The organism is Rhodocytophaga rosea, assembly GCF_010119975.1.
GTDB lineage: Bacteria > Bacteroidota > Bacteroidia > Cytophagales > 172606-1 > Rhodocytophaga > Rhodocytophaga rosea.
This window is the reverse complement of sequence record NZ_CP048222.1, coordinates 6,114,850-6,139,602: the sequence shown is the minus strand read 5'-3', so window position 1 is coordinate 6,139,602 and position 24,753 is coordinate 6,114,850. Positions and strand designations below refer to the sequence as shown.

Sequence of the window (24,753 nt, the reverse complement as noted above, 5' to 3'; positions counted from 1 at the left end):
CTCCATTTCTATGAAAATCTCTTATTTCCTATATATAGCTTGTATGTGTTTGATAAGCCTGTTACCGGCTTGCCATCTAATGCACAATAATGACCTTGAAGTCACCGTAAGCGAGTCTGAAGATAGCTACGAGTTAGCCGCTTATTTTGACGAGAGCAAAACAAGTGCTATTCAATCGTATATTAACCGGGAGCTTAGGCCTAACAGTGTTTTTGGTTCTGTCACTGATAAGCTAAATATCACAACCATGCTGGATGATAAAACTACTTTCCACATTAACTCATCACCCGGAAAGCTGAAGATCACCCTGGACAAGAAAGAAAATTCAAAGGCTTCTTACTATAGAATAAAAAAAATAGGTGAAGGTGTACATTCTATTCTTGTTCAGAAAAATTGACTAATGAATTAGCTAAAGTTTACATCATCCGACTTTAAAATGGGTATTTTCCGGTCATAGCTTTTACAGAAGCCACAGATATTTAATTACGAATGAATAATTACCAATTACGAATCGTGGATAGATATTTTCTCATTAATAATTCATAATTAGTTGTTGGTAATTGGATTACAGCCTCTCCTGTGCTGGAGGATAAAAGCCTATAAACAGATTGTATAGCTTTCCAGATAAGCAGTCTAGCATACATAATAGCTATGCTTTGGCTTTGCCTGCTTGTGTACTCCGAGCAAATACACCAGTACTCTTCCATTTGCCAATCAGGTAAAAGGTAGGTATATTACCTGCTTATCGCTACAGTTCATTTGTCCATTTCAGGTCAATAGCCCTGAATTTGAGATAAAATATCCCTGTCAGCGCTTACTTAATGTATGACCACAAATCCTTTCCTTGCTAATTTCCGCCCATATATTGCCGATAGCGTAAAAAACCTGCGCGAACTTACCATTGTACCGCTTATAGTGGGCACTCTGCTTGGGATTGTTTTTGGTGCTTCTTCGATGTATCTGGTATTAAAAGTAGGAATTACGGTGTCAGCTTCTATCCCGGTAGCAGTTATCTCTATTACACTTTTCCGTGTATTGTCGAAGCTGGGTATGCGGGATGCTACCGTTCTGGAACACAATATTGTACAAACGGCCGGTAGTGCCGGGGAATCTATTGCTTTTGGGGTAGGTGTAACTATGCCGGCTATCATGATTCTGGGTTTCGATCTGGAAATATGGCGGGTAACACTGGTGGCTGTACTCGGCGGCCTGCTTGGCATACTCATGATGATCCCCCTCCGGCGGGCATTAATCAGAGATCAGCATGGTTACCTGAAATATCCGGAAGGAACAGCCTGTGCAGAAGTACTGAAAGCCGGTGCTAACCAGGAATCCCGGAATGCTTCTATAGAAGCGGCCACTACCAGAGCAGATGCCGGAATCACAAGTGGGGGCAAGATCATTGTCATTGGCTTTGGGCTTGGGTTTCTGTTCAATACACTGATGCAGGTTTTTAAAAGCTGGAAAGAAGTACCCGCCAAAGAATTCGGCAAATCCTTTGAGGGAGGTTCTATTTCCCTGGAAAATAACCCGGCCTTGCTGGGAGTAGGCTATATTATTGGGCCGAGAATCGCCGGTATTATGTTTGGAGGTGGCGTATTAGCTTACCTGGTGCTCATCCCCATGATCAAATATTTTGGCGGCGGCTTAACCGAACCTCTCCCCCCGGCTACTCTTTTAACAATAGGCAAAATGGCCCTGGAAGGCAAGGATAGTATCCAGACAACTTATATTTTATACATTGGCGCAGGAGCCGTAGCGGCCGGAGGAATGATCAGTTTATTCCGTTCCCTGCCGGTTATAATTAAGGGGATACGGTCAGGTATTGCCGATTTCAGGGGTTCAAATAAGCAGACGGTTGAGGAAGTATTGCCCAGAACTGACCGGGATCTTTCCATGAAATGGGTTATAGGAGGAATTCTAACGCTAATCCTCATTATTGCCCTGGTGCCCACGCTCAAAATGAATATTCTGGGAGCTATTCTTATCATTCTATTTGGCTTTCTGTTTGTAACGGTATCTTCCAGGTTAACCGGCGAAATAGGTTCCTCTTCTAATCCTATCTCAGGTATGACGGTAGCCACCTTGCTGCTGACCTGCCTGGTTTTTCTGCTGATCGGATGGACGCAGCCAGACCCTTATTTTGTAACGGCGCTCACGATTGGCGGTATTGTTTGTATTGCTGCTTCTAATGGGGGTACTACTTCACAAGATCTGAAAACAGGCTTTATTGTAGGTGCTACTCCCTGGAAACAACAAATTGCCATCCTGACCGGAGCCTTGGCTTCTGCCCTGGTATTAGGTCCTATTCTTATCGGGCTTAATAATGCAGCCACCGTATATGTACCGGTCGCACCTACCGCTTTTGCAACAGAATTTCGTATACCCAGCGGTCAGCTTTTGCAGGAAGATGGCCAGCTCAAAACAGAACAAGTAACTGACAAAGCGCTGAACGACAATACCGCTTATTATATATGGCATAATACGGATGTAAATCAGGGGGAAACAGGACGTTACCTGGTAAACGAACAAGGCAAGCCTGTATATCTGGTAGACCCTGGTATCAACGGAGCCATCCGGGAGCGGACGGATGGTACGACTGTTACCAAATATAACGCGCCAAAAGCCACCCTGATAAGCTATATCATTAAGGGTATTTTAAGCCAGGAACTTCCCTGGGGCCTCGTACTGCTGGGTGTAATGATTGCCATTGTGCTGGAAATATCTGGTATTCCTTCGCTTGCTTTTGCGGTAGGCTTGTATTTACCGGTAGCCGTTTCGGCACCCATATTTGTTGGGGGTATGGTACGCTGGATGGTCGATAAAGATTTAATTAGAAAACTACAAGGCCGCAACTTAACCGAAGAAGAGCTTACTGCTGAAACTGATAAAAGCCCGGGGGTGCTGCTAGCCTCAGGATATATTGCCGGCGGAGCCTTAGCCGGAATTATGGTAGCCCTGGCCACTGAGTTTCTGGGACAGATTATGCAAACTTTTACCAAATGGTCTGAAGCTAATAATCCCTTCTATGCAGGCGCTCAATCCGACTGGCTGTCCTTGGTGCCATTCACTGTATTATGCGTTTTACTCTATTATACCGGAAGAGAACTGTTATTCAAGGGTAAAGATGAGTTACGGTAATGATTAGCCAATAAGTAAATCTGTAAAGTTGGTTGTTTGATAATTAAAGAATAAAAATGGCGGATACCAGATTAAATACAACTAGATTTCAGGATAAGAACTTAACTCTATATAGTTTTTACAACAGAATTATCGTTAACTGTCCTAATTGTCAGCATTCAGGAGAAATAACCACTGATCTTAAAACCTATCACAGCAGTTTTAATTGTTACCATTGCCATCATCAAATTAAGTTAGAGAACAAGCTTTTTGACTTATCAATCAAGGTATATTGTAACACTTGTGCTAATAGAATCAATATGACGATTCCTGAAGTAAAAACAAAGAAACAAGCTATAAAAGTTAAGTGTCCTGAATGTGGAGATACACATTCTTACCACCCTACTTATACTGAATATATTGGTTATATCAGATACAATACAGCTACTGATCCATTTTTAGGGCTCGAGTTGTGGTATCAAGCACAATTTAAGGATGAGTTATTCTGGGCATATAATAATGAGCATTTGCATTATCTGGAACAATACGTAGTTGCCAAACTCAGAGAAAGAAATAACCCACGATACATGACAATGGTTGAGAAGTTACCTGCCTTCATCAAATCTGCCAAGAATAGAGAGGGCCTATTAAAATTGATAAACAAATTAAAGAATAAATCTCTCCTAAAACATACTATTTGATTTTCTTACTGCCCCTTTATCACATATTCTTTCCCAGGTTCGGTGGCCAGATCATATACATTTAGATTAATATAGTCCGGCGAAGCAGATTCAGGTAACTGGAAATACGGACTGGCATTTTGTCCCTGGGCTTTTACCAAAGTTGCTTTGCCGGAAGCTTTCAAGGGGCTGCGAGCCAGTAAGCGGCAATTTCCGCCCAGCGCCGACTTAATCACCAGTTGATCGAGCTTGTTGTTCTTCCAGGTAATATCTACTTCAAAACCACCTCTTGCCTTCAAACCTTTTACCTCTCCATTGGGCCATGCATCGGCTAAGGCAGGCAAAACATAGAGTACCCCATCATGGCTTTGCAGCAGCATTTCGGTAATGCCAGAAGTACCTCCAAAGTTTCCATCAATCTGAAAAGGCGGATGGGCATCGAGCAGGTTTGGATAGGTTCCTCCGCCATTGGCATAATTGGTTCCTTCCACCCCGGTTAGTTTGAGCTGTTCACGGATTAGTTTATAGGCGTGATTTCCATCATGCAAACGGGCCCATACATTAATTTTCCAGCCTTTGCTCCAGCCAGTTCCTCCATCTCCCCGCAATTCCATACTTTTCCGTACGGCCTGGGTATAGTTTGCTGAGGTAAAAGGTGAAATCTGCCGGCCGGGAAACAACCCATACAAATGTGAGATATGGCGGTGTTCAGGTTCAGGGTCTTCCCAGTCTTTATACCATTCCTGCAAATTGCCTTTTTTGCCGATCTGTAAAGGAAAGAGCCTGCTCCGCTTTTCAAGCAGCGTTTTCCGCAGGTCTGCATCCACATTCAAGCGTTCCGAAGCTTGTATCACATTGGTAAATACATCCCAGATGATCGACATATCCATGGTCGTAGCCACCGAAACTGTTCCTTTTATCCCTTTTTCTGTCAGAAATACATTTTCCGGTGAAGTAGCCGGAGAAGTAACGAGTTTGCCATTGGCATCTTCAACCAGCCAGTCTTCGCAGAAGAGAGCGGCTTCTTTCATGATCGGATAAGCTGTATTTTTCAGAAAATCAGTATCTCCAGTGAATTGGTAATGTTCCCATAAATGCTGACAGAGCCAGGCACCCCCCATAGGCCAGTTGGCCCATGACGGACTGCCACTCACCGGATTAGAAGTCGCCCAGATATCAGCGTTGTGATGGGCTGTCCAGCCACGGGCTTTGTAGAAGTTTTTGGCTGTTTCTTTTCCCGTCACCGATAAATTTTTAATCAGGTCAAATAAGGGCGCATGTAATTCCGATAGATTGGCACTTTCCACCATCCAGTAATTCATCTGGGTATTGATGTTGATGGTATAATTGCTGCTCCAGGGCGGACGAACATGGTGGTTCCAGATGCCTTGCAAATTTGCTGCAATACCGCCTGGCCTGGAACTGGAAATGAGCAGATACCGGCCAAACTGATAATACAAAGCCTCCAGCTGCGTATCTTTGGCACCTTCTGCATAGCGTTTCAGGCGTTCATCGGTGGGCTGGTTTACCACAGGATTTCCATTGAGCACCAGATTTACCCGGTTGAAATATTTCTGGTAATCGGTAATATGGTCTTTTTTGAGGTTATCTATAGTTTTAGATGCGGCATTATTCAGGTATTGCTGGGCGAGTTTACTTTCATCTTTTCCTTCTTTATCGGGACATTTATCGAACCCATTAAAACTGGTAGCAGCCGAAATCAGTAAAATGGCTTCTGTAGCGCCTGAAATATGCAATCCCTTTTCATCTGAGGTAATGGTTCCATCTGTACTTGTGGCTTTCATGCGCAATTCAAACCGCATCCCCCGGCATCTGGTTGGATCATTATAAACCACTGCTTGCTCCATCGTATTCATATAACTCGGATCGGTATGAGCTGGTGCTTGTCCTTTCATGGCGAGTTCAGCAGAACTAATTACGGCATTGGTATAAAACAAAGGACTTGTGGTAGCGGCTGTTACCTGTAAAGCGCCTTTTTTGCTTGTTTTCAGCCGGATTACCATAATCTGATCTGGAGCGGAAATAAATATCTCCCGGCTGTATTCTGTATCCCCCACTTTAAAACTGGTGGTGGAAATAGCGTTTGAAATATCGAGTTCCCGGCGGTAGGCAGTAGGCTGGCCTGAATAGTTTTGAGTAAGCGTTAAATCGCCCAATGGTTCATAGGATTCTGTAAACAAGCCCTGCATTTTTTCAGTTAACTTTTCTGCTTCCTTATAATCTTCTTTCTTCAATGCCTCCCGGATCTGAGGCAGATATTGTGCAGCCATCGGATTCGGATTCGTGTTCACCGGCCCGCCAGACCAGAGGGTTTCTTCATTCAACTGGATTAATTCCTGATCTGGTTTTCCAAACACCATGGCTCCTATCCTTCCATTTCCGACCGGAAGTGCTTCATTCCAGTTCCGGGCAGGCTGATTATACCAGAGTTTCAGGTTGCTTTGCGCCATACCTGTTGTGAAAGAAAACGCCAGAAAAATTATACTAAAACTTATTTTCATACGAGCCATATTTGGGGTGATTCAGATCCAAGCACTAAAAATATCTTTCGATCTGCGCCCGGAAATTATAGAAAAAGTAATGAACTGCCAATGATGGTACGAATTAATGCTGCCTTGCCCAACTTTTATAAAAAACACCCAGAATTTGCCCTGGGTGTTCCCTTCATAATTCATATTATAAACTAACCTGTGCTTTTTAAAGCTATTAGCAATACTATGGGCAGTTATTTTCTCAAGTTATTCTTTTAATACTTTGGGCCAGTAGCTGTTGGCAATTTTAATGTATTCCTCCTGTTTCTGTTTCCACATCGAACGCACCTCAGTATTATAATTCAGATACAATTTATTGTCAACAATGGTCCAGGCATCGGGTTCAGTAGTGGCTTTGTAGCCCCTGGACATGCCATAGGCGCAATAGCCGCCATATTGAGGTGCAAATTTTTCCGGGTTTGACTCAAATACTTTCAGGTTCTGCTGATTAGAAAAATACCACTCCGCTCCTTTCCAGGTATGGGAATATTCTTTTTTACCTTCTACTGGTTTGCCTTCTGTAAAATACGCTACGGCATCGTAGCCATTAATGGCGCCTTTGAAGGTAGTAAATACTTCTGGTTGCTGGGCAAAAAGTTGGAAGGATACGCTTACAATAAAGCTAACAATCCATATAATCGATTTCATGAAAACGGTTTTAATGGTTTGAAAATGATACTATACAGCTATTCCGTTCAAACCAGGTGCCACAGCAGGCCAATTTTTCAAACTATTCACGTTCAACTATTTATTGCAAATCGTACTATTTTTCTTACCTTTTCAATATTTGCTTTTCCCTATATTCCGGGACATTCCCAATTAAGCGGGAGTGGGAAACTGGCTTATACCAGAGGTTTTAGCTACCTGCTCAGTGATAACCTCTACAATGTCCTGGGCGACGGCTGTTTTGGATTTGAGCGGAAAAGTTTGCGTTTGTCCGGAGCGGTGAATAATGGTGATTTTATTGGTGTCATGGCCGAATGCGGCTCCGGCATCGTTGAGCGAATTGAGCACGATCATGTCGAGGTTTTTAGATTGCAGTTTACCCTGGGCATGCTGCATTTCATTTTCTGTTTCCAGGGCAAACCCAATCATCAGTTGATGCGCTTGTTTTTCTTTTCCCAGGGCGGCTGCAATGTCTACCGTTTTTACCAGTTCAATGGCAAAGGTATCTTCCTTCTTTTTGATCTTCTGCTCAGCTTTTACTTTGGGTGTATAGTCGGCGACGGCTGCGGCAAAAACGGCGATGTCAGATTCCGGAAAGTATTTGAGGCATGCCTGGTGCATCTCATGTGCTGACCGGACTTTTACAAGGCTAATTAGCGGATGAGTGGGTAACGGAATGGAAGCAGGACCACTGACGAGGGTTACGTGAGCGCCACTTTGGGCCAAAGTTTCTGCCAGGGCATATCCCATTTTACCGGTAGAATGATTGCTGATATACCTGACCGGGTCAATGTCTTCGCAGGTAGGTCCGGCGGTGATCAGGGCTTTTTTTCCGGATAATTTTAAGTTCTGGCTAAAATGTGCCTGCAAGCTGCGGACAATGGATTCTGGTTCTGCCATTCTCCCCTCTCCTACCAGTCCGCTGGCTAATTCGCCATGTTCTGCCCCAATAATGTGATTGCCATAGGAAAAAAGCTTTTCGATATTATGGCGGGTACTGGGATGTTTATACATATCCAGGTCCATGGCAGGAGCGAAATACACAGGGCATTTGGCAGATAAATACACGGCCGTTAGCAAATTATCGCATAAGCCATTGGCACATTTGGCGAGCGTATGTGCACTGGCTGGTGCTATCACCAGTACATCTGCCCACAAGCCCAGGTCAACATGGTTATTCCATTCTCCGCTTTCATTTTTTACAAAGCTACTATATACCGGATGCTTGGAAAGTGTACTAAGTGTGAGAGGCGTAATAAATTCTTTTGCTGATTCTGTCATCACCACTTTTACATATGCTCCTTCTTTTACCAGCAATCGAACGAGCAAGGCAGATTTGTAGGCAGCAATACTTCCACTGACTCCTACTATTATTTTTTTTCCTGAAAGCATGTACAGATGATTCTATGCAAATAACTACACAAAATATTAGACAAAGTATAGTAAAACGATTGCAAGTTGGAAAAATGAATGTATGTAATCAAGGTTTATATTATTTCTTAAATTTTATAACGGACTGCTACAAACAGGTTGATACGAAGAAGTTGAAAGTAAGCAGGGAAGTAAACAGTAGCTTAGCTTGTGCGCTTTTTATCATTGGCATCTCGCATAGGAAACAAAGTAATCCTTATACTTTTCAATTGTTTGTTCAATAATTTCATTAAAAGAAGGCTTCAGATATATCAGGTATTTATAATAGTCAGACATATCAGCAGCTTCATAATCATAATAGTATAGAAACTCATTTTTTGGTGTAATGATAAATGCTATATCTTCTAGCTTTTCTTTCTCTATTTCACTTATAGGAATGACTTCATTTGTCTCAAAATAACCATAATCGAATGGCAGAATATACAGATTCGTTTTTGAGGCTTTATTAGTTTCTCTTTTCAGCTTGTGATATTTTTCATCAGATCCCAGAAATAGCCATTTATTCCATAATTGGTTTAATTCCTCCGCATTCTTCGTGTATCTAAATATAATAATACCTTGGATTGAACTCATTTTTCTTTGTATAACAAATTAAGACAAACAATTAGCCCTATAACTACTGGCCAACGCCTATCTTACTGCAATATATAAACCGCTTCTACCAATGAAGTCGCAATCAGCAGCAAACCCATGATCCGGTTTACTTTTACACTTTCCAGCACAAACCGCTGATTGATTTTATGGCTGAACAGCGCAAAACTCAGCAGAGAGAGTAAGGTTCCTAATGCAATCCCACTGATATAATAGGTAATGCTCACCTGGGAATCCAGTTGTATCCACTGGTGGGAGGAGAGCAGAGAAGTATAAATAAGCCAGAAAGGAATGGCAACTATGTTCATAATGCTTAAGATGGTTCCCTGGTAGAAAGCCTGGGCATGATTCGGGCTTTTGGGAGAAGAAGGTTTTTTGCGTAAATAGTAAATACCTGCTCCCATAAATACCAGGATGGAAAAGATATGAAACCACAATGTGAAGGCTTCCAGGTGAAAGGCTGCCTGGGTAAGCAGAACGGCTATATAACTGTATATCAATTCAATGATAGCACAAGCAATAGCAAAGTAAAACGCGGCACTCAATCCCCTCCGTAAGGCAATATGTATGATGGTAACGTTAAGTACACCTACAGGCAATGAACCCAGAAAGCTGACAATGGCACCAGCCAGAAAGTTTAATACAATAATATTCATACAAACAATTCAGGTTTAGCGGTTAAAGTACTTGCTAACGCTGCTTTAAAATTCTTAGTATTTTAACACCTTATCTTAGATTCGTTTTTACAACAGGTCGCTCACACAGTAGCAGCTTTACCTGATGAAAGGAGTGTCTATTTCTACATACAATCTTTTATTTTTTTCAGATACAGCATAAGAAGATCCTGTTTTCATCCATTTACGCTAAAATGAGGCGTGCTTATCAAATGTTTATATGAGATTAGAACTATCTTTCCAAAACCTGCATACGTTCCTGAAGTAAAACCCGGTGAGTTTGCTGGCGGAGCAAATCTTCGTAGATCATTTCCACCTCCTGCTCCTTACGGACAATACTTGTCAGGCTCACCGTACGAACATCATTGTTGCGGTTCATCACAAAGCTATTTAACGGATCTTCAGCGCCAGCGGTTTTATGGAACAGGCGGATAGAATCCACCGAGTACTCATCTGCACTTAACAGCCATTTTGTAAACCAGCTTTTTCTCCGGCTCCGTACCTGTGGATTATATAAGGTTACCGACGACCAGATATGAGGTATTGCTGCATCAAGTGTTTTAAAATAATAACGGGTACCATTCCAGCGTAGCTCATACAGAACATCATTCTCTATTACAATTAAAGTAAAGGGCTCAATGCCTTTAAAATCGTACTGAGTTACGAAACTGTGTATAGAATCATATTCAAAAAGGGCCAGTACTACTTTACCCCGGCTATGTTTATAGGGAGCTAATGAACGGTGCGGCTTAAAAGCACCATTGAGCAAACATACAGTTCTCGTCGCCGAAGCCGCAATCCAGGTGCCTCCTCCCTGTGCATCTTTCGGATAAATGATCATTTGCGCCCCTATCAGATTTGTTTGTGGAGTAAGTGCCGTGCGGCGGCTGGTTCTTTCATCCCGGCTGGAAGTAAGAATAAATCCCTTATTTGTAATAGGCAGATAAGTGAGCGTACACATACATTTGAGTTTATTCTCAGGAATAGGTATGGCAAAACAGATGCCTGTCTGAAGATATTCTTTATACTAACACTGAAAGGCTAATTTTCAATCCCACCCAAGCTTTCTGCAAACTGTTGATTTAGTACTATGTTGCTAACGATTAGAAGCGAAACACCAACAACAATTGAGTATAGCATCTCTTTTCACATCAACCGTTATATACCAATTAGAATTACTCACTTAATCACTCTAGTCCCATCTTTTGCAGCATCCGTTGATATCTTGGATTATTATCGTCATTTATAAACCGGTTTTCTACTTTCATATAGACCAGAATGCCATATTTCTCATCCATCAGTTTTTCCAGAATAGACAATGACTCATCCACTTTTCCCAGTTTATTGAGAATAAAACTGCTTGCATAGAGCTTATCATTATTCATGGGAGGAGTTTGCAGCTCAGCTAGCAGGGCTTTTGCTTCTGCCATTTTTCCTGTATGGACATAGGTAGCTCCCAAAATAGCCAGCATTACCGGACGGCGGCCAGCCAGACTGATTGCCTTCTGTAATTCCCGCTCTGCATTTTCAAATTCTTCTTTCTTTAAGTATGTCATGCCCAGCGTAAAGTAAGCCTCGGCAAACGTAGGATCGATCACAAAGGTTCTTTTACTCTGGGCAATCGCTTTGTCCGGCTCATTTCTGAAATGATATATTCTGGCTAAGCCATTATTTACACTGGGAGAGAGTGGATCGAGGGCATAGGCTTTTTGTATTTCCTGCAGCGATTCGTCTAACCTGGAATGGATGGCCAGAAATAAAGCATACCATTCATGGGCGGTAGCATACCCTGGTTTGAGGGCAATGGCTTGTTTAAATTCTTTTTCTGCCTCCTTCCAGTTCCAGTCGATCCGGAACCTGATATACCCAAGAGCCGCATGTGCTTCTGCCAGTGTGTTATCCAGCTCAAGCGAACGCATTACAGCCTCCCTGGCTTTTGATTCAGCCACATTCCTGGGAATATTTCCATAGCCTGCCGCAGCTGTAAGTGCATACGCATACGCCAGACTGGCATAAGGCAGCGCAAAAGCTGGATCTAGTTGCACTGACTTTTCAAGGTGGATAATTGAGTTTTGAATACTCTCCGACGTTTTTTTATTCAGGTAATGCTTGCCCACCAGGTATTCCTGAAAAGCCACCATATCCTGGGTATACCTTTTGTCCAGCTGCTCCTTTTCTGTAGAAACCAGCCTTACTTTTAATTCATCGGCTACACTTTGGGCTATTTCACTCTGAATCATAAATATATCCCGTAATTCCCGGTCGTAATCCATCGACCAGAGGTTTTCCTGGGTAGCTACATCAATCAACTGAACGGTAATCCTGGCCTTGTTTTCAAACTTGCGTACACTCCCCTCCAGTATACTTCCTACCATCAGTTCATCTCCGATTTCAGCAATGTCCTTGTTCATATTTTTATATTTCATGATGGATGTTCTGGCAATTACATTCAGCCCCCCGATCTTTGAAAGGTTAGAAATGAGTTCTTCGGTCATGCCATCGGCAAAATATTCATCCTGCGTATCGCTGCTGATATTAGACAAGGGCAGAACTGCCAGCCGGAAACGGGAAACATCTGCCTCTTGAAAGGTTAGCTTGTGCATAAAAAAATACCATCCGGCAGCAATCAGTAAAATTCCCAGAAACAAGGCTAAACTATACATACGTACCCTTTTAGGGACATAGGTTCTTTTCGTGCGTTGATCCGATTTAAGCCAGGGAAGCACAATACAATAAATATCCATCGGCATAGAAATATTCTTCAGCCGTTCAGCACCTAGCTTCAGCACCGGAAAAGATATTTTATTCCGGATCTGCCTGGCTACATCTTCAGAGATACAAATTCCCCCAGGCATAGCAAGCGGCTCCATTCTGGCGGCAATATTTACCCCATCGCCATGCACATGTTTATCCATATACACCACATCGCCAATATGCAGTCCTATACGCAGGCGGATATGGCGTTCCTGGGGTTCGGCCTTATTGCGTTCGTGAAAGGTAGATTGAATTTGTATGGCACAGTTGGCTGCGTCTACCGCGCTGTTAAACTCAATAAAAAATGAATCGCCGGCAGTTTCTATTTCTCTTCCTTCATGACTATCCACAATGGGACGTACAATTTTCCGGTGTTCTTCCAGCAATGCCAGCGCCAGTGCCTCATTTTGTTGCGTGAGGGCACTGTACCCAACCATGTCAGTAAACATTATCGCTGCTAACCTTCTCATAACCACACCATACTATATTTTCTAAATATACTAAAGTGCAGGAAGAAAAGCTTATAGATCAGCAGTTAATCTTGCCCTTAAAAGCCAAAACGGCAACCAATCAGGCAAATTTCACCTGCTTCAGGCAGACAGGATTTCGCCTTTTCCAAACCCAACCGTTTCCCGGTAAGTGACCGGAGAAATGGTGGTATTATTTTTAAAGAACCGGCTGAAATAATACTCATCATTGAAACCCAGATTATAGGCAATCTCTTTTACCGGTTTGCTGGTCAGGTAGAGTTCGCGTTTGGCCTCGATTACGATGCGCTCGGCGATTAAGGTAGTAAGGGTTTTATTGAAATGAGTTTTGGTAAGCTTTGCCAGGGCTTTGGGCGTGATATGAAGCATGTCTGCATAGTCTCCCGGAGCATGTTTGGTTTTGAAGTTTTCTTCGATTTTATCTTTCAGGGTTTGCAGGATAAATGGCTCTTCTCCGGCTACAAAGTCTTCTTTTGCCTGTGGATGCTGGTTAATTTTTAGCCTCGTCGCCTGGATCAGTACAATTTTCAGGTAAGAAATCAGCAGTTCATATTGACCCATTTGTGTACTTTGTATGCCTTCCTGTATCTGCAAAATCAAATGCATAAACATAGGAATGTCTTTTTCCGGAACCTGAACAAAGGGTGGCTGGTAGATATTATTGAACAGGATTCCATTGCAGCTTACCTCTTTGTTGTGTTTATAAATGCAATAGAAGTCCGGGTGAAAACGCATGGTTATTCCCTTAATAGTAGTTGAAGCAGTAAGCTTAAAAGGCTGATAAGGTGAAAAAAACATCATGGAACTGGCAGAAAAACAGTTTTCAAAAAAATCTGAATTGAGTATGCCTTGTCCTTCCTGCACCCAGATCACAGAATAATAATTATGCCGCTGAACCTGCTGAAAAAGCTCGTTTCCTTCAAAATAGTTTAAGCTGAATGCCAGCTTTCCGTTTTGTGGATGCACCAGGGTATAGTCAGTTTGCGACATCATAAGTAATATTTTTTCAAAAATACAGGATTAATTATTTTGCCAATAAAAGAGTGGCACAAGAAAAGAAACGGATGAAACACATCCCCATCCCCTTGGAAGGAAAATTAAGTAAGATCATTTCCTCTGTAAGGGAATAGGGAGATGCAAGCTGTGGAAGCAATTGTTGATTAGGTGTGTGAAACGCCGGATAATAATTCTACCTTAGGAAAATCCACTACCGTTCTGGCTGTATTGTTGAAATAATTGGTGAAAATATTTAGTGCGACATGCCCGACAATCTCACCTATTTCTCCTTCTGTAAAACCTGCCAGATACACATTATCTACATCAGCATTGGTAAAACGGCCTTGTTTTTCTACCAGTGTTTTGGCAAAAGTTAAAGCGGCCTGAATTCGGCTATTCTCAGATTTACCTTGCCGGCTGGATTCAATACTGGCTTTGTCTATTTTTACCAGCTTTTCTCCGATAAAGTGGTGAGCAGCTGCACAATAATCACATTCATTGAGTTCAGCTACCAGCAGGGCAATTTTTTCTCCGAGCGCAGCACCAATTTTACCTTCTGCCAGCGCACCGCTGAGCGATAAATAGGCATTCAGTACAGCCGGTGAAGTACCCATAGTCCGCATCATGTTGGGCACCAGTCCTAGTTTCTGTTGTACTTTATTGAAAAGATCTTTTGTTTTGCCTGTGGCAGTATCGGGATTTAAAGCAGTTATACGTTGCATGGATTGATATTTTAAAGTAAAAAACATATTTTCCATCTCTTCAAACTTTTACCGGTAGTTGTTTGCCTTGATGTTGATACAAAGATGCAGCAAGCACAGGCCGTATAAAATGGAGAAAAGCCGCAGATAGATGGACAATTTTCCTTCAGCCTTCTGGTGGAAGGAAGCTAACCATTTTCACGATATTGCGTGAACATTACGAAATCAGTAGATTATGTCTGCTGTGAACCGTTACGCAGATTGCATTTTCTATACAAAACGGGTCTTAAAATAATGTTTAACCCAGCTATACATTCACATATTCATGGAAAACAAAACCACTCAGAAATTAAAAGGCCAGGTAGCCCTGGTCACCGGAGCCAGTTCAGGAATTGGTGCTGGGGTAGCCAAAGCCCTGGCTGCTGAAGGAGCCAAAGTTGTCGTAAACTATGCCAGCAGCCTTAAAGGTGCCCAGCATACGGTAGATGAAATAAAAGCCGCAGGCGGAGAAGCTATTGCCATCAAAGCCGATGTGAGCAATGAAGCAGAGGTATTAAGCATGTTCAAAGAAATGTACGACACTTTTGGTACTATTGATATTCTGGTAAACAATGCCGGTTTACAGAAAGATGCAAAGTTTGTAGACATGACCCTTGATGAGTGGAATACGGTATTGGGCATTAATCTTACCGGACAATTTTTATGCGCCAGGGAAGCTGCCAAAGAATTTATCCGCCGGGGTGTAGTGCCAGAAAGATCCAAAGCAGCTGGCAAGATCATCTGCATGAGTTCGGTGCATGAAATTATTCCCTGGGCCGGACATGTCAACTATGCCGCTTCCAAAGGGGGAGTCATGCTGTTGATGAAATCCATCGCCCAGGAACTGGCGCAGTATAAAATCCGCGTTAACAGTATTGCTCCTGGTGCCATTAAAACGCCTATTAATAACGAAGCCTGGGAAACACCAGAGGCAGAAAAAAAACTACTCAAACTCATTCCTTACAACCGGGTGGGCGAAACTTCAGATATCGGGGCAGCTGCTGTCTGGCTGGCATCTGACGAATCGGATTATGTACATGGCATTACCCTGATTGTAGATGGCGGCATGACGCTCTATCCAGGATTCCAGGACAATGGATAACTCTTAGTTATTAGTCAGTTATAACAGGTCAGTAACAGAAAGTTCCAAACGTAAATTTTTCCCATTAAACTTTATCGAGTGGCAGGAAGGTATTTTTAAATTCAATCTTACCTATCCACCACTTTCTTTATCATACCTGTTGAACACCATTATCCGAAACAACCAGTGGCATTTCATAAGTAGCAGCTATGGCTCTGGCTTCTTCTTTCGCTACATCAAGCCTGGCCGTTGTAAGTGAGGGATGAAAATCAAGCGGCTGGGCATTAACAAATGTGATGTCTGTAATGCCGACAAGGCCAAAAATAGAGCGTAAATACGGTTCCTGAAAATCACAGGCATGCATAGGCATTCCTTCGCCATAATCATTTCCCCTGGTAGTGATACAAACCATTTTCTTATTCTTAACCAGACCTTCTACCCCTCTTTCGGTGATCTTAAACAGAACTCCTGCCTGTACAATAATGTCTATATATTGCTTGAGTTTGTAGGGAATAGAAAAATTCCACATTGGCGTAGAGATCAGATACAGATCTGCTTCCAAAAAAGCTTTAGAATAGTTTAAAATCCGGTTCCAGGAGATCTGGGAATTTTTATCCAGTACGCCTCCTTGCATCAGGACATATTTGGCAGCTACCTCTCCCCAGAATACATCCGGGAGGTTTTCTTTAAAAAGGTCCAGATCCTCAATGATGAGCTCAGGATATTTTTCCTGTAAGGTGTGAAGAAATTCCCTGGCAATACTAAGCGTGCGGGACTTTGGGCCTCTGGGAGAAGCGATAATGTTTAACAATTTCATACAGGAGTATAGGTTTAGTTTTTATAATATTCTTCACAGATAATTCAATACAGCTCTAACATATTTTACCCGCAGATGGCATTCTTTCCATGGCCTTCCCAGCGTAGGCTGCGATAGGAACCGTTTAATTGTCTGTTGTGATTGGTACTGTAATTCAATCTGGCTCAAGGTGTGTTTTGCAGGTAATTTGACTTTACAGCTAAGTTTAATAAGCTAATAATTCACTGGGTTGGACTTTTAAAGAAACTATCAGTCCACAAGTAAACAATGGGTATATGTTTTCTTATGAAAGAAAAATTTCTGTTAAAAGAATTACAAAGTTAATGGGGGTGCTGGAAATGCTAATGAATTGATAATCAAAATGTAGCTATAATATTGCATTATTCATAACAGTATTGAATAATTTTTTATTTGATTAGACTGTCTATACTTTTTTGTCGAATCCGGATAATATAGCAGATAAAAATATATCACTGTAAAGCTTGAGTTCCCTTCACTTATCGCCAGAATTTTAAAGATTATACTGGAATAACCCGATTAAACTGAAGGTATTTATACACCAGTTCACACTTTACCAGTCAATGTTTTGGCTAAGCAGGTTGCGGCTTTAAGTTTTTATTGGTTTTTTGTGTCAGGAAGCTACATTCGTTATATTAAACCAGTTTTTAATTTAATATTTTTAACGCAGGCTATGATTGTAAAACTTGCAGAAGGAAAACTTAGAACTGCTTTTGGAGACTATACAGAAATGTTGTTTTATGATGGACAAAAAGAGTGCATTGCCATGGTAATGGGCGATGTAAAAGATAGACAGGATGTATTATGCCGGATACATTCTTCCTGTATATATGGCCATTATTTTAATAGTGTTGAATGCGATTGCAGGCAGCAAATGGAACTTTCCCAGCAATTAATCCAGCAAGCAGGTTTCGGAATCATTATCTGGCTGGAGCAGGAAGGCAAAGGAAATGGGCATTTTGCACTGCTAAAAAGCAAAGAATATAAACAGAAAGGATTTTCACAGGCAGATGCTTACGAGGCAGTAGGCTTTAAAAAAGATGCAAGAGATTACCGGAATGTGGCGGAAATACTTCAGCAAATAGGGGTAAGCTCCATCCGCATGCTGACCGACAATCCTAAAAAAGCCGAAACACTTATCCAATACGGCGTAAATGTAGCTGGAATTAGCTCTACCAAAGTGTAATTGCACATAAAGTGGGCTACAATACCGACATGGTTACGTTTATAATATCATCAAATACCTTTTTGTCGGCACCAGATTTTGCAGCTACCCGTAAACCTGATATGGTATTAAAAATAAACCTGGCCAGTGACCTGGGTTCGTGCACAGCTGACATCTGCCCCAGAGACTGGCTATTTTTAATGGCTTCACAAAAAGCATTTTCTACTTCCTGCATATTCGCCTGCACCAGCCGAGCAAATTCCGGGTCGTGGGGAGCCATCTCTACGGCCGTATTAACCATAAAACAACCCTTGCGCTGCTGGTCCTGGAAGCTTTCTTGTACCGCAGTTAATAACATTTCCCGGATTGTACTTTTAATATCCTTCGATTGATGGATGAGGTCAACTACAGCAGCCGTATTTTGCTGTTTGTATCTTTTTAAGGCTTCCAGATATAACTGGCGTTTATCTCCAAAAGTATCATATAAGCTCGAACGGCTCAATCCCAGGCAATCCACCACATCCTGCATAGAAGCGCCATTATACCCTTTACACGAGAATAACTCCACTGCTTTTTCCAGCACTTCTTTGGTATCAAACTCTTTTGTTCTTGCCATAAACGATAAAAACCTTTGCCATTTTCACAGCAAAGGTACTAAATTTGGAACATTTGTTCCAATAATGGATAAAAAAATTTAGCTTAATACCGGATTTACATTAATTCCGCCGTCAATTACATATTCAGACCCTGTAATGAAAGTAGCATCATCGCTGGCCAGGAACGAAACCAGTTTGGCTACTTCTTCGGAAGCACCGAAACGTTTCAGCGGAATTCTATCTTGCATGGCAGTGGCAAAACCCTGCAAACTTGCCTGGTCGAGGCCGGTTTTTCCAAATATTGGTGTATTGATTGGTCCGGGACTTACGGCATTCACTCTTATTTTTTTAGCCGCCAGTTCTGTTGAAGCTACTTTTACCAATGAGTGTACGGCTGCTTTACTGGCAGCATATACAGCTGTATTAGGCATGCCGGAAGTGGCATTGATAGAAGAAAGGAAAATAACAGAAGCGCCTTCTTTCAGCAAGGGAATAAATTTATTAAGCGTAAAAAAGGCTCCTTTAAAATTCACATTCATAATTTCATCAAAATGCTGCTCATTTACCTGGGATATGGGCGAAAAAGAGGCTACACCGGCGTTGATAAACAGAATATCTACAAGGCCATATCTTGTTTTTACTGATTCTACCAGATTGTCTATTTGATCCAGATCTGAGGTATCAGACAGAATGCCTGCTACTGTACTACCCAATTCTGAAACTGCCGTATCAATAGCTGCTTGTTTACGTCCGGTAATGATCACGCTGGCTCCTTGTGCCACAAATTCTCTGGCTGTGGCCAGGCCAATTCCGCTGTTACCACCGGTTACAACGGCTACCTTGTTTGCTAAATTAGTCATATATTTTATATTTGGAATGTTTGTTCCACAAATATACATTCCGGAACGAATATTCCAAATATGAAATTATTTATTTTATTAAGGAGACATGAGCAGGCTTTGGCATGGACTACGTGAACTGATTTAAGGCTTTCAGTAATTCGGGATCTCGTTTGTAAATGTCTTTGTAAAACTTGATATAGCCACTGGCATCCATTCCGGTAGTCCAGTACATGATCATAATATCGAGTTTATTTTTCAGAAAAACCGTTTTGGTGGTCCCCTCACCTACCACTTGCTGAATTTTTCCGGCACTCCAGTTCAGAGTGTCAGCAAGCAGGATTTGGGCTAATTTCAAAGGATCTTGTACCCGGATACATCCATGACTAAAAGCCCGGTCTGTTTTTGTAAACAAATGTTTGCTGGGCGTATCATGCAGGTAAATGGCATACTGGTTAGGAAACATAAATTTTACTTTGCCCAGGGCATTGTGTGAACCTGGCGTTTGTACAACTGAATAGGGAAAGTTCCTGGCAGAAATCGTGCTCCGGTTAATGCTTTCAGCAGACACCGTTTTGCCACTGTAGGAAACCAGCGTATAATGGTTTTTAGCCAAATAAGAAGCATCCCGTTTGATGCCTGGAATAATAGAGCTATTGACAATACTAGTGGGAACCGTCCAGGTGGGGTTAAATACCAGGTAACTGATCTGCGATTTAAAAATAGGTGTAGAAGTAGTTACAGCGCCTGTCATAACGTTGGTACTCCAGAGCAATTTCCGTTGTTCAAATAAATACAATTCAAAGGCGGCAATATTTACAATCATATACCGGTCTGAGAGGCTGGAAGCTACCCAGCGGAGGCGTTCCAGATTAATCCGGATCTGGTCGATGCGGTCTTTCACTGGTGTATTCATTTCCCGGATGGTAGTTTTGCCAATTACGCCGTCTGCTTCAAGGGCATGCATGGCCTGAAATTGCTTCACAGCCACCAGCAGGCTATCATCATAGTATTCTCTGGCGGTATCGGTTCTGGCCGGAAGATATCCCCAGAAGCGGAGCCTGTCTTTAATCAGGGCAATTGCCGGCTGGCTGGTTTTTGGGCGGATAGAAGTCGTTACTTCAGGTATGTTGGGTAAAGTATCACCTTGGGCAAGGGTATGGAACTGAACTAATTTTTCCTTGAAAAAAGTATAGATGCGCATATCCGGTTTCAGGTTGTCGAGTTCTTTCACTATGGTTCTGGCATGCATGGCTTTCTGAAAGGCATCTACAATGGTATCGCCTACCATGCGTTCTTTGTAGTTCCAGGTGGAGATATAGTCTTTAGGCAAAATTTTTCCATTCAACAGGTGATTGCCATACTTGAGTATACCATCGGTAAGTAAAATGTCAAACTGGGCCAATATACTGGCTGAATCGGTCTCCTGCTGATCGAGTTGCTTTTTAAGGGAAGTGAGGGCTGTATAGTGGTATTCTTCTTTCATCAGGCCTTCCTGGTCGGCACTAGCAATCGCTTTCAGCAAAGTGGCTGCATAGGCAGTATCGAGCCAGGCCGGACGGAAGCTGCGGTTTTGATATAGCTGCGGCAGTACTTTTCTGGAAAAAACAGAATCGCCGGACAAAATTACTTTCTCGCCTATTAATAAATTTTCTACCTGTTGCTGAATATACTGGGCTACTTTTGCTGTGTCAAGCGTAAGCTCTTGTTGGATAGGTGTTGTTTGTGTCTGGGAAGAAGCAGGAGTCTGTTCTGGCTGGTCCTGTTTTTTCTGGCACTGGCTCAGCACTATTCCCAGGAATAAGAGGATTACCAGAGAATTTCTGACGGTTGATGGTGACGGCATAGATACGGGTTAGCAGAATACTTATGAGATTATAAAAGTATAATACTCTAGAGGTAATATTGCAGGATTTTTAATTATAATCTTTTTTCAATCCATTTTACTTTAGATGTGTCTACTGGTGGGTTATCTGTACATGTAGTTCCCTCACAAAATCCGAGCATCCAGCCTGAATCCAGATTAACATAATACCCCATCCTGATTCCTCTCTGAGTTGCTCTTGAAGATTAACCGGTAGCTCTTTCCACGTTATTCCTAACTTAAAGCCTTCTGGGCTTATAAAACTCTGATCAATCGTCCATAATTTCACTGTATCACCCTGTTTATCAAGGCAAAATTGCATATCTATATTTTCTACCCTCATCTCCTGAATCCAATATCCTGTCTGTGCATCCATTATTTTGTTTGCAGAATTGCTTGTTATTGAATCAACAGCAGGCTGAATGGAGCTTTCTGAAACACTTTCCTCTTTTGGATGAGCGCAGGTAGTAAGTCCAAATAGTATGATATAGATGAATAGTAATCTGCTCATTTTCGACATATATTAACCTTTCTACAAGATAGCAAGTACACAAAAAATTCCGGTCAGAAGGATGCCCTTCTAACCGGAATGATAATGCAGCAGGCTAACCTGGCTGAAAGAATTTAAAATATCTTCTTTATTCCTTCTTTCAAACTGGCGAATTTCTCTGCGGCCTCTTCTTTCAGGTCTTCAAGAGTTTCGGCAGCCCCTTCCCGGATATTATCCAGTTTCTCGGCAGCCTCTTCTTTCAGGTCTTGTATTTTATCTGCCATTACTGCTTTGTAATCAAACTCTTTGCCTTCGAGCAAGCCATCCATCTGGTTGCTTACAGAATCGGGAAGTTTGGTTTTGATGGCAGCAAAGGCAGCATCGAAAGCAGTTTTGGCTTGTTCAGGAGTAATACCGGTTTTTTCTACAATGGTTTGGATAACAGCTTGCATAGGTGTAGTGTTTAGAAATTAAGGGTTGATGGTTAAAATGAGGGAGTTATGCGTTTAAAGGTAAGCAATTCTACGGTTGAATTTAAAGGTTTTTACTGCTTTTATTTATCTGTGTCAATAGTATAGCATATTGCTATTAAAAACAAGTGTTTGTCTAAGGCGGCCTGTAACAGTTTGTAAAATGATACAACGCGCAATAGTTGTTTAAGGTATACCTGCTCATTCAGGTATTTGGGAGATGAAGTAACGGCCACCCTGGCAAATGTCCTATAAAAGGGATTACAGTCATTAAATCCGGCATTGTGGCTACATTTTCCAGGGTTAATGGCTAACATGTTCTGGTGAATAATTACGGAATTTATAAAAGAAATTTTCGAAATCTTCTATTCACATGTTGTAAAAACAACAAATACCTGATAACAGATTAGTACAATTATCCATTTACCCTTACAGCCATTCTATCAGAGAAATTCCCAGGCCAATGGTACTTTGGCGGTGGTTGTAATCGATTAATGTTTCGCCGTAGCCATGCAGCAGTTGCATATGCCCTCTCAGGTAGCCCTTAATGCGCAAGGTCCAGTCGAAAAGGATTTGTCCGCGGTTTTTGTTTCCCATACGCAGCGAATGACTTCCGGTGAGTGCAAATAAACTACGACCGGCATTGTACATTAAGGTAGCATCAAAGCGGCCTACATGGTCGGGGAGGGATTTTCGTCTTCTGTATCCGGCAAACGGTACCAGGGACGAACGTATAAAGTCCATCTGTTATATTCCAGGGCAGTATGGGCGATAATCCGATTCCAGCTGCGGGAGAGAGGCAAAATCTGGCCATTCGACTGATGGTTGAACCCAATCCCCAACATTCGCACCCGGACATTACCAATGGAAAATGGCGTGGCAAAGTTCAGCAATATTTCCGGTTCGTAGTTGGTTTCCCGGAAGGGTCTGGAGATACTGGTATTATAGATCTGCCAGTGGGATTTTTGAGTATAAGCTATCCACAGATCGCCATGTTTACCAAATATTTCCTGCAATAATTTCACTTTAAAGCTAAGCTGGTATTTTGCTTCATAGTTTCCAAGATTTATAGGGAACGGTAAAGAATAATTCGGATTTTCACTCACCGGCTGTTCATTCGGCTTATCCGACCAGCGGCCGGCTGTAATATACACCGGTTTGTAGGGCGTAATCCGGAAGGTTCCTCTTTTGCTGACAGCATCCAGTTCCCATCGCTGCGACAGACTGTGTATATAAATAGAATCAGCAAACAAAGGTTCATTCTGTCCTTGTGCCTGTACATAGGCATGGCCAACTATTAAGCAGGCTATCAGACAGACTATTACTCTGGCAACAATTAAATAAAGATGCTTTATGCCTTACTTGAGTTTTTCGGTCAGGTAGAGATAAGGCTGAATCAGGTGATGGGTAAACACCTTTGTTTCACTATCCGGGAATTGTTTATAGTAGGTTTCGTCGGCTTCCAGCACAATAAAGTTGCCTGTTCGCACATAATGGTTGGAATCTACATATTTTGGAAGTTCTATATCCTTTAAATGCGATTTTACAAACCGGGAGGTTGTTTTACCCAGGTATTTCTGGTAACGCCTTTGTGCCCGCAAGGTATGTTTAGTAAGCTGGGAATACACATGATTCAAGGCAACTCTCCTGGCAAGCGGTTCTTTTTTAAATCCTTTCCTGGCATTTACAAAGGGATTGGTCTGGTTAAAATCATTTACGGTTTGAATGGAAATGGGCACTTCCGGCACCCAATCGGCAGAATTTACGATATTATACGCCCAGCCGCCCATCGTACGTTTTTCATAATCATAGGCAAAATACAAGTTGCCAGGTTTTGGCCCTGCCGCACAATAGGTTTTCAGTTGTATGTCTTTAAGCAATTTTCCGGAATCGATCAGGCTATAGAGGTGGGCGGTAAGCAGGTAAGCCAGTGCGCCTCCCTGGCTATGGCCGTGAATGATAAAATCTTTGGTACCTGCTTTATAGCATGAATCCATTTTGGGTAAAATATCTGCCGCTAAAAACCCTATGCCTATCAGCCATCCTACATGTACAGCCGCCCTGGGATTAGTAGCCAGTTGGTAATCAAATTTCATGTTTTTGGCTAAAATCATCGAACCGGAAGCAGGAACCATAGCTGCATAAAAATTCTCCAGCCAGCTTACAGGGTCGGTGGTGGTGCCCCGGAGGTTAATGAGGGCTACATTTCGGGTTTTACTGGAGAGCAGTTCCCATTTATTTTCTAAACCCATAATAGGAGAGCTGTATACCCTCCGGTATTCCTGGGATTCGGGAATGCCCTTGTAAAAGGTTGAATCTCCCCATCTGGAAAACACTTTCAGTAATTCAACAAATTCTGCTTTATCAAAACCAGGTTGTAAAACCTGTCCATAGCTGCCGGCAGAAATAAGAAATATACAGGCAAAAAAGGCTGTACGTAATTTAATTCGCATGAATTCAGTGGTTTGAAGATGAGGATAAGTTGTTTACTTTTCAGAAGAAGCTATTCTTTATCAACCCGGAAAGTATACTTTTGTTCAGAAAGTTGACGTAATAAAGCAGGTTGAAAAGCAGAAGCCAAACATGGAATTTTAGTAGTTCCTCCATACCCAGCCGGAAAATTAATCTCGAACCTATTAATCTCTCTGACAGGCAGTTATAGTCAATAAGCAAGGCACTTCGGTTGCTACCAGATGCCACTGAATATAGTTAATTTCTGTA

22 protein-coding genes and 1 pseudogene are annotated in these 24,753 nt (G+C 42.1%); 5 read left to right on the top strand and 18 right to left on the bottom strand.

Translation table 11 applies throughout. The features are described 5' to 3' along the window. Window positions 1–10 precede the first annotated feature (10 nt). From GXP67_RS25445 to GXP67_RS25435, 3 genes are all read left to right on the top strand, one after another. A complete protein-coding gene (locus GXP67_RS25445; RefSeq protein ID WP_162445728.1) occupies window positions 11–397 on the top strand; it encodes a hypothetical protein in 387 nt (128 codons plus the stop codon). Window positions 398–825: 428 nt separating this feature from the next. Continuing rightward, a complete protein-coding gene (locus GXP67_RS25440) occupies window positions 826–3,141 on the top strand; it encodes an OPT family oligopeptide transporter (protein ID WP_162445727.1) in 2,316 nt (771 codons plus the stop codon). A gap of 299 nt (window positions 3,142–3,440) precedes the next feature. Further along, window positions 3,441–3,821: a hypothetical protein gene (locus GXP67_RS25435; RefSeq protein WP_162445726.1), complete on the top strand. Its 381-nt coding sequence runs from the start codon at window positions 3,441–3,443 to the stop codon at window positions 3,819–3,821. Between the two features lie 5 nt (window positions 3,822–3,826). Here the strand turns inward: GXP67_RS25435 and GXP67_RS25430 are convergent, their stop codons facing one another. From GXP67_RS25430 to GXP67_RS25390, 9 genes are all read right to left on the bottom strand, one after another. Further along, window positions 3,827–6,322 carry a glycoside hydrolase family 95 protein gene (locus tag GXP67_RS25430; RefSeq protein WP_232064579.1) on the bottom strand — a complete coding sequence of 832 codons (2,496 nt, stop codon included), beginning with the start codon at window positions 6,320–6,322 and terminating at the stop codon, window positions 3,827–3,829. A gap of 237 nt (window positions 6,323–6,559) precedes the next feature. Continuing rightward, a complete protein-coding gene (locus GXP67_RS25425) occupies window positions 6,560–7,000 on the bottom strand; it encodes a YHS domain-containing (seleno)protein (RefSeq protein ID WP_162445724.1) in 441 nt (146 codons plus the stop codon). 171 nt (window positions 7,001–7,171) lie between these two features. Further along, window positions 7,172–8,410, bottom strand: coding sequence for a bifunctional phosphopantothenoylcysteine decarboxylase/phosphopantothenate--cysteine ligase CoaBC (gene coaBC, locus GXP67_RS25420; protein WP_162445723.1), 1,239 nt, complete (start codon window positions 8,408–8,410; stop codon window positions 7,172–7,174). A 201-nt stretch (window positions 8,411–8,611) separates the two neighbouring features. After that, window positions 8,612–9,022: a hypothetical protein gene (locus GXP67_RS25415; RefSeq protein ID WP_162445722.1), complete on the bottom strand. Its 411-nt coding sequence runs from the start codon at window positions 9,020–9,022 to the stop codon at window positions 8,612–8,614. Window positions 9,023–9,084: 62 nt separating this feature from the next. Continuing rightward, a complete protein-coding gene (locus GXP67_RS25410; protein WP_162445721.1) occupies window positions 9,085–9,696 on the bottom strand; it encodes a LysE family transporter in 612 nt (203 codons plus the stop codon). Window positions 9,697–9,946: 250 nt separating this feature from the next. Next, on the bottom strand, window positions 9,947–10,675 hold the full coding sequence (locus GXP67_RS25405; protein WP_162445720.1) for an NRDE family protein: 729 nt from the start codon (window positions 10,673–10,675) through the stop codon (window positions 9,947–9,949). 226 nt (window positions 10,676–10,901) lie between these two features. Next, window positions 10,902–12,905, bottom strand: coding sequence for an adenylate/guanylate cyclase domain-containing protein (locus tag GXP67_RS25400; RefSeq protein ID WP_162445719.1), 2,004 nt, complete (start codon window positions 12,903–12,905; stop codon window positions 10,902–10,904). 153 nt (window positions 12,906–13,058) lie between these two features. Then, on the bottom strand, window positions 13,059–13,949 hold the full coding sequence (locus GXP67_RS25395) for a helix-turn-helix domain-containing protein (protein WP_162445718.1): 891 nt from the start codon (window positions 13,947–13,949) through the stop codon (window positions 13,059–13,061). A gap of 167 nt (window positions 13,950–14,116) precedes the next feature. After that, window positions 14,117–14,674 (bottom strand): carboxymuconolactone decarboxylase family protein, encoded by a 558-nt coding sequence (locus GXP67_RS25390; protein ID WP_162445717.1) that lies wholly within the window; start codon window positions 14,672–14,674, stop codon window positions 14,117–14,119. 304 nt (window positions 14,675–14,978) lie between these two features. Between GXP67_RS25390 and GXP67_RS25385 the strand changes: the two genes are divergently transcribed. Continuing rightward, window positions 14,979–15,794, top strand: coding sequence for an SDR family oxidoreductase (locus tag GXP67_RS25385; protein ID WP_162445716.1), 816 nt, complete (start codon window positions 14,979–14,981; stop codon window positions 15,792–15,794). A gap of 130 nt (window positions 15,795–15,924) precedes the next feature. Here GXP67_RS25385 and GXP67_RS25380 read toward each other — a convergent pair whose 3' ends face one another. Continuing rightward, window positions 15,925–16,590, bottom strand: coding sequence for an FMN-dependent NADH-azoreductase (locus GXP67_RS25380; RefSeq protein ID WP_162445715.1), 666 nt, complete (start codon window positions 16,588–16,590; stop codon window positions 15,925–15,927). 691 nt (window positions 16,591–17,281) lie between these two features. Between GXP67_RS25380 and GXP67_RS25375 the strand changes: the two genes are divergently transcribed. Then, entirely contained in the window at window positions 17,282–17,794 is a 513-nt protein-coding gene (locus tag GXP67_RS25375; RefSeq protein WP_162445714.1) for a GTP cyclohydrolase II, read from the top strand. A gap of 16 nt (window positions 17,795–17,810) precedes the next feature. On the opposite strand, the gene GXP67_RS25370 is transcribed toward GXP67_RS25375, so the two are convergent. The 8 genes and pseudogenes from GXP67_RS25370 to GXP67_RS25335 form a co-directional block, all read right to left on the bottom strand. Beyond that, complete coding sequence (locus GXP67_RS25370; protein ID WP_162445713.1) at window positions 17,811–18,389, bottom strand: TetR/AcrR family transcriptional regulator; 579 nt, start codon at window positions 18,387–18,389, stop codon at window positions 17,811–17,813. A gap of 78 nt (window positions 18,390–18,467) precedes the next feature. Beyond that, a complete protein-coding gene (locus GXP67_RS25365) occupies window positions 18,468–19,229 on the bottom strand; it encodes an SDR family oxidoreductase (protein WP_162445712.1) in 762 nt (253 codons plus the stop codon). A gap of 109 nt (window positions 19,230–19,338) precedes the next feature. Then, window positions 19,339–21,054: a L,D-transpeptidase family protein gene (locus GXP67_RS25360; RefSeq protein WP_162445711.1), complete on the bottom strand. Its 1,716-nt coding sequence runs from the start codon at window positions 21,052–21,054 to the stop codon at window positions 19,339–19,341. A 112-nt stretch (window positions 21,055–21,166) separates the two neighbouring features. Then, window positions 21,167–21,583, bottom strand: coding sequence for a hypothetical protein (locus GXP67_RS25355; RefSeq protein WP_162445710.1), 417 nt, complete (start codon window positions 21,581–21,583; stop codon window positions 21,167–21,169). 113 nt (window positions 21,584–21,696) lie between these two features. Continuing rightward, window positions 21,697–22,014 carry a hypothetical protein gene (locus tag GXP67_RS25350; protein ID WP_162445709.1) on the bottom strand — a complete coding sequence of 106 codons (318 nt, stop codon included), beginning with the start codon at window positions 22,012–22,014 and terminating at the stop codon, window positions 21,697–21,699. A 101-nt stretch (window positions 22,015–22,115) separates the two neighbouring features. Continuing rightward, window positions 22,116–22,349 (bottom strand): hypothetical protein, encoded by a 234-nt coding sequence (locus tag GXP67_RS25345; protein WP_162445708.1) that lies wholly within the window; start codon window positions 22,347–22,349, stop codon window positions 22,116–22,118. A gap of 112 nt (window positions 22,350–22,461) precedes the next feature. Then, a pseudogene (locus GXP67_RS25340) lies at window positions 22,462–23,285 on the bottom strand (phospholipase A). A gap of 105 nt (window positions 23,286–23,390) precedes the next feature. Continuing rightward, a complete protein-coding gene (locus GXP67_RS25335) occupies window positions 23,391–24,485 on the bottom strand; it encodes a lipase family protein (RefSeq protein WP_162445707.1) in 1,095 nt (364 codons plus the stop codon). Between the last annotated feature and the right edge of the window lie 268 nt (window positions 24,486–24,753).

Excerpts from the sequence above, each read along its gene's own strand:
- GXP67_RS25445 (WP_162445728.1), top strand. The coding sequence starts at position 11 with ATGAAAATCTCTTATTTCCTATATATAGCTTGTATGTGTTTGATAAGC.
- GXP67_RS25440 (WP_162445727.1), top strand. The coding sequence starts at position 826 with ATGACCACAAATCCTTTCCTTGCTAATTTCCGCCCATATATTGCCGAT.
- GXP67_RS25435 (WP_162445726.1), top strand. The coding sequence starts at position 3,441 with ATGACGATTCCTGAAGTAAAAACAAAGAAACAAGCTATAAAAGTTAAG.
- GXP67_RS25430 (WP_232064579.1), bottom strand. The coding sequence starts at position 6,322 with ATGAAAATAAGTTTTAGTATAATTTTTCTGGCGTTTTCTTTCACAACA.
- GXP67_RS25425 (WP_162445724.1), bottom strand. The coding sequence starts at position 7,000 with ATGAAATCGATTATATGGATTGTTAGCTTTATTGTAAGCGTATCCTTC.
- coaBC (WP_162445723.1), bottom strand. The coding sequence starts at position 8,410 with ATGCTTTCAGGAAAAAAAATAATAGTAGGAGTCAGTGGAAGTATTGCT.
- GXP67_RS25415 (WP_162445722.1), bottom strand. The coding sequence starts at position 9,022 with ATGAGTTCAATCCAAGGTATTATTATATTTAGATACACGAAGAATGCG.
- GXP67_RS25410 (WP_162445721.1), bottom strand. The coding sequence starts at position 9,696 with ATGAATATTATTGTATTAAACTTTCTGGCTGGTGCCATTGTCAGCTTT.
- GXP67_RS25405 (WP_162445720.1), bottom strand. The coding sequence starts at position 10,675 with ATGTGTACGCTCACTTATCTGCCTATTACAAATAAGGGATTTATTCTT.
- GXP67_RS25400 (WP_162445719.1), bottom strand. The coding sequence starts at position 12,905 with ATGGTTGGGTACAGTGCCCTCACGCAACAAAATGAGGCACTGGCGCTG.
- GXP67_RS25395 (WP_162445718.1), bottom strand. The coding sequence starts at position 13,949 with ATGATGTCGCAAACTGACTATACCCTGGTGCATCCACAAAACGGAAAG.
- GXP67_RS25390 (WP_162445717.1), bottom strand. The coding sequence starts at position 14,674 with ATGCAACGTATAACTGCTTTAAATCCCGATACTGCCACAGGCAAAACA.
- GXP67_RS25385 (WP_162445716.1), top strand. The coding sequence starts at position 14,979 with ATGGAAAACAAAACCACTCAGAAATTAAAAGGCCAGGTAGCCCTGGTC.
- GXP67_RS25380 (WP_162445715.1), bottom strand. The coding sequence starts at position 16,590 with ATGAAATTGTTAAACATTATCGCTTCTCCCAGAGGCCCAAAGTCCCGC.
- GXP67_RS25375 (WP_162445714.1), top strand. The coding sequence starts at position 17,282 with ATGATTGTAAAACTTGCAGAAGGAAAACTTAGAACTGCTTTTGGAGAC.
- GXP67_RS25370 (WP_162445713.1), bottom strand. The coding sequence starts at position 18,389 with ATGGCAAGAACAAAAGAGTTTGATACCAAAGAAGTGCTGGAAAAAGCA.
- GXP67_RS25365 (WP_162445712.1), bottom strand. The coding sequence starts at position 19,229 with ATGACTAATTTAGCAAACAAGGTAGCCGTTGTAACCGGTGGTAACAGC.
- GXP67_RS25360 (WP_162445711.1), bottom strand. The coding sequence starts at position 21,054 with ATGCCGTCACCATCAACCGTCAGAAATTCTCTGGTAATCCTCTTATTC.
- GXP67_RS25355 (WP_162445710.1), bottom strand. The coding sequence starts at position 21,583 with ATGAGCAGATTACTATTCATCTATATCATACTATTTGGACTTACTACC.
- GXP67_RS25350 (WP_162445709.1), bottom strand. The coding sequence starts at position 22,014 with ATGCAAGCTGTTATCCAAACCATTGTAGAAAAAACCGGTATTACTCCT.
- GXP67_RS25345 (WP_162445708.1), bottom strand. The coding sequence starts at position 22,349 with ATGTTAGCCATTAACCCTGGAAAATGTAGCCACAATGCCGGATTTAAT.
- GXP67_RS25335 (WP_162445707.1), bottom strand. The coding sequence starts at position 24,485 with ATGCGAATTAAATTACGTACAGCCTTTTTTGCCTGTATATTTCTTATT.